At 57.0% G+C, this 3,405-nt stretch carries 4 protein-coding genes; all 4 read left to right on the top strand.

Features of this window, described 5'->3' with window-relative positions; genetic code table 11:
- Nucleotides 1-846: HEAT repeat domain-containing protein (locus tag WC683_20350; protein MFA4974962.1), on the top strand; the 846-nt coding region annotated here is incomplete at its 5' end.
- A 66-nt stretch (nt 847-912) separates the two neighbouring features.
- On the top strand, nt 913-1,230 hold the full coding sequence (locus WC683_20345; protein MFA4974961.1) for a hypothetical protein: 318 nt from the start codon (nt 913-915) through the stop codon (nt 1,228-1,230).
- Between the two features lie 54 nt (nt 1,231-1,284).
- Nucleotides 1,285-2,814 (top strand): hypothetical protein, encoded by a 1,530-nt coding sequence (locus WC683_20340; GenBank protein ID MFA4974960.1) that lies wholly within the window; start codon nt 1,285-1,287, stop codon nt 2,812-2,814.
- A gap of 32 nt (nt 2,815-2,846) precedes the next feature.
- Nucleotides 2,847-3,405: glycosyltransferase family 2 protein (locus tag WC683_20335; GenBank protein ID MFA4974959.1), on the top strand; the 559-nt coding region annotated here is incomplete at its 3' end.

The raw sequence follows: 3,405 nt of genomic DNA, 5'->3' as shown, positions 1-3,405 counted from the left end.
TTGGACGACCCCTCCCTTCGCAGGGCCGCTGCCGACGCGTTGGGAAAGTCCAAATCGCAAACCGTCGCGGAGAACGCTATTCTTCTGATGGAGGAGTCGGATGACAAGGCGGTGAAGATTGCCGCCATCGATGTGCTGGGAAAAACCGGGAGCCCTGCGGCGTCGCAATATCTCCTCAAACTCCTCAAAACGCCTCAGGACGAGGAGCTGATGCGGGCCGCAGGCGCGGCTGCCGGTTCGATCGCCACGTCGGAGATGGCGCAATCGCTCATCGATCTGCTCGGCATTGCGCAGGATCGCGGACAGAGGCGCGCTATCGTTGCGGCGATATCCAAAATAGGCGTCGTCGCGGTCCCGCTTCTGAGCGGCGCCGCGATAAAGAGCTCCGGGACGGTGCGCGCGGACGTGATCCGCGCCCTTTCTCAGATGCGGAACAGGGAGTCCTTCGACGCGCTCAAGAAGATACTGGAGGAGTGGAGGATAGGCGGCGATCCTGAGGCGCAAAACGAATTGCTGGTTGGGATCAAAATATACGGCAAGGAGGATGTCGTGCCGGCGCTTGAAAAGATCGCCGCAAAAGCGAGCGTTGAGTCCACAAGACAGACCGCGATGGAGGCCATCGCCGACATAAAGAAGGGCGAGGGCATGCCGTTCATCCTCAGGCTGTATCAATCCGAGCAGTCTGCGTCCGTGCGACGGACCGCGCTGAATCTCATGAGGCGTTATGGGGATAGCGATATCGCCGATGTCCTGCGTCAGGAAATTCTTTATGGGGAGGAGAAGGGGCTTAAGTCCGAGATCGAAAAGACGATCGAGGATATCGATAACAGGGAATCTTCGCGATAGGGAAGGCGGGGCCCTTGCCATGGTGGCCGGTCCCGTCTTGAGTCGCATTTTTAAAAAGGGGGAGCTATGCAGGAGACAGGGATCGGTTCTATTCTGGGGGAGCGCAAAAAGATAATCCTTGAGGTCATCGTAGGCGTCATCGTCACCCTTTCGCTTCTGGGCAACGCATGGGCCTTATGGGACAACCTGGTCAAGAAAATGAAGGACGCCTCATATGCGGACGGATGGAAGGCGTCGTTGTCCCAGCTCATCAGGCGCAGCCAGGGTTGCACGCAGGTTGACGTCGAAGTCGACGGGGTCACGGATCGGTTCATAAACGTCAAGTGCATCGCACCTGCACCTGCGCCTAAACCTGCAGGCGAGAGAGCGGCGGCGCCGAGGTAGGGCCCGGGACATAGCGAGACCACTTTGAGTGCGATAGACGAACAGAAGGCGCCCGTGAGATCGATTTGCGCTTGCTTCCTGGCGGCGGCGGTGGCCGCGCTCGTGCTGGTTTTTACGCTCGAGCCACTTATGGGGCACGACCTGTTCTGGCATCTGAAGGCCGGCGAGGTGATGCTGGCAAACCGCGAGATCCTGCGTTCCGATATCTTCTCATACACCGCGTACGGCGCCCCCTGGATCAACTCGGAGTGGCTCTCGCAGATCGTCTTTGCAGTCCTCTATCGGCTCGGCGGGCTCGATGTTTTTGTAATATTTAAAACTGCAATGATGGGCTTGATAGCGGGTCTTGTCTATAAAGTTTCGCGTACGCTTGGCCTCTCTCGGCCTTCCTCCGCATGGGCTGCCGTGATGGTGGTGATCTTTTCGCATCTGAGGATACAGGCGCGGCCCCACATGATCACCGATGCCCTGACTGCGTTGTATCTGCTGGTGATCGTCCGCTACATCGGAGGCAAAGGGCGAAGCCTGTGGTTCCTGCTTCCGATCCAGGTCTTCTGGGCCAACGCCCATGGAGGGGCGATCTTCGGCGTCATGATGCTCGCTTTGGCGGCGGCCGGCGAATGGCTGCAAACGCTCTTCGCAGGCGGGCCGCCTGCGATCGAGAGGAAGAGGCGCATTCATCTCGTCGTCATCGCTCTCCTCTCCGCAATCGCATGTCTCATCTATCCTTGGGGGACACATTTCTACGACTTTATCTATCAGCTAGTTTTCAGCATGAACACTATAGTCCAGAACACGTGGGAGTGGACGCCTTCATGGGAGGCCACCCTCGACAAGGTCATCTACGTCACGGCGTTCCGCGTATTCCTGGTGGTGACGCTTGTCTCGTTTATCGTCAACAGGAAGCGGGCGCGTCTCTCGCACCTCTTCATTGTCTGCGTCGTATCCGTAATGGCGTTCAACGCGTCCCGATTTATCGCGCAGTTCTTCATCATCTGTTCGCCCATTGCGCTGGCCAATTTCAGGAGCGCGTTTGCGTCTGAGAGGGAAGGCTCGGCCATCTTGCCCGTCTGGATGCATGCCGCCGTGATCCTCAATATCGCGCTTTTTTTTGCATGGTTCGGCGTGCCTACGTCCTTTGACTTGATATACAGAAGGCACCTAGGCTTCGGCGTAGAGAAAGGCATGCACCCCGTGAATGCGGTTGATTTTCTTGAAGGGCACGACATCCACGGCCGCGTTCTGAACTCGATGCATTGGGGGGGGTACCTCATATTCAGGCGTTGGCCCGGGGAAAAGGTTCACATAGACGGCAGGACGCCGATCTTCGGCGAAAAATTTTACGAGAATTATATAGATAGCCTTCGGAACACCGGCAACTTCGGCGATTATCTTGAAAGGTTCGACATCGATTACGTGCTGATCAGTCCGGTTTTTAAATATCTCCACAGATTTCTCTGGGAGGACCCGCGCTGGGCTCTCGTCTTTGCCGACGATATGTCATACTTATATCTGAGAAGAGACCCCAAATTCGAACGTCTCATCGGCAGATACGCCATGCAGCGTCATCCTTTGTTCGATTGAGCGCCGAGCTCGGCCTTTGAAAGGAATATTCCATGATTCACGGCAAGAGAATAGCGGTCGTCATGCCGGCATTCAACGCTGAGAAGACGCTCAAGCAGACCTATGACGAGATACCTCGCGACATAGTCGACGACGTGATAGTGGTTGACGACGGATCCATAGACGGCACCTACGATCTCTGTTGCGAGATGGAGCTCGCGGTCATCCAGCACGACAAGAACCTGGGCTACGGCGCGAACCAGAAGACGTGTTACCGGGCGGCGCTTGCTCTCGGCGCGGACGTCGTCATAATGCTGCATCCCGACTACCAGTACACTCCCAAGCTGCTTACGGCGATGGCGTCGGTCGTGGCCAACGGCCTGTTCGACGTCGTGTTGGGCTCGCGTATCCTCGGGGTCGGGGCGCTCAAGGGCGGCATGCCGCTGTACAAGTATCTTGCGAACCGATTCCTCACACTGGTGGAGAACTGGCTTCTGGGTTACAAACTCGCCGAGTATCACACCGGCTATCGCGCCTTTTCGCGAAGGCTTTTGGAGAGGCTGCCGCTCCTGGCCGATTCGGATGATTTCGTGTTCGACAATCAGATGCTCG

The organism is bacterium (assembly GCA_041648665.1).
GTDB lineage: Bacteria > UBA10199 > UBA10199 > 2-02-FULL-44-16 > JAAZCA01 > JAFGMW01.
Note: the sequence above shows the minus strand (reverse complement) of the source record. Positions and strands in the feature narration are given on the sequence as shown.

Bases quoted from the DNA above. Each gene is read 5' to 3' on its own strand.
- WC683_20345 (MFA4974961.1), top strand. From the start codon at position 913: ATGCAGGAGACAGGGATCGGTTCTATTCTGGGGGAGCGCAAAAAGATA.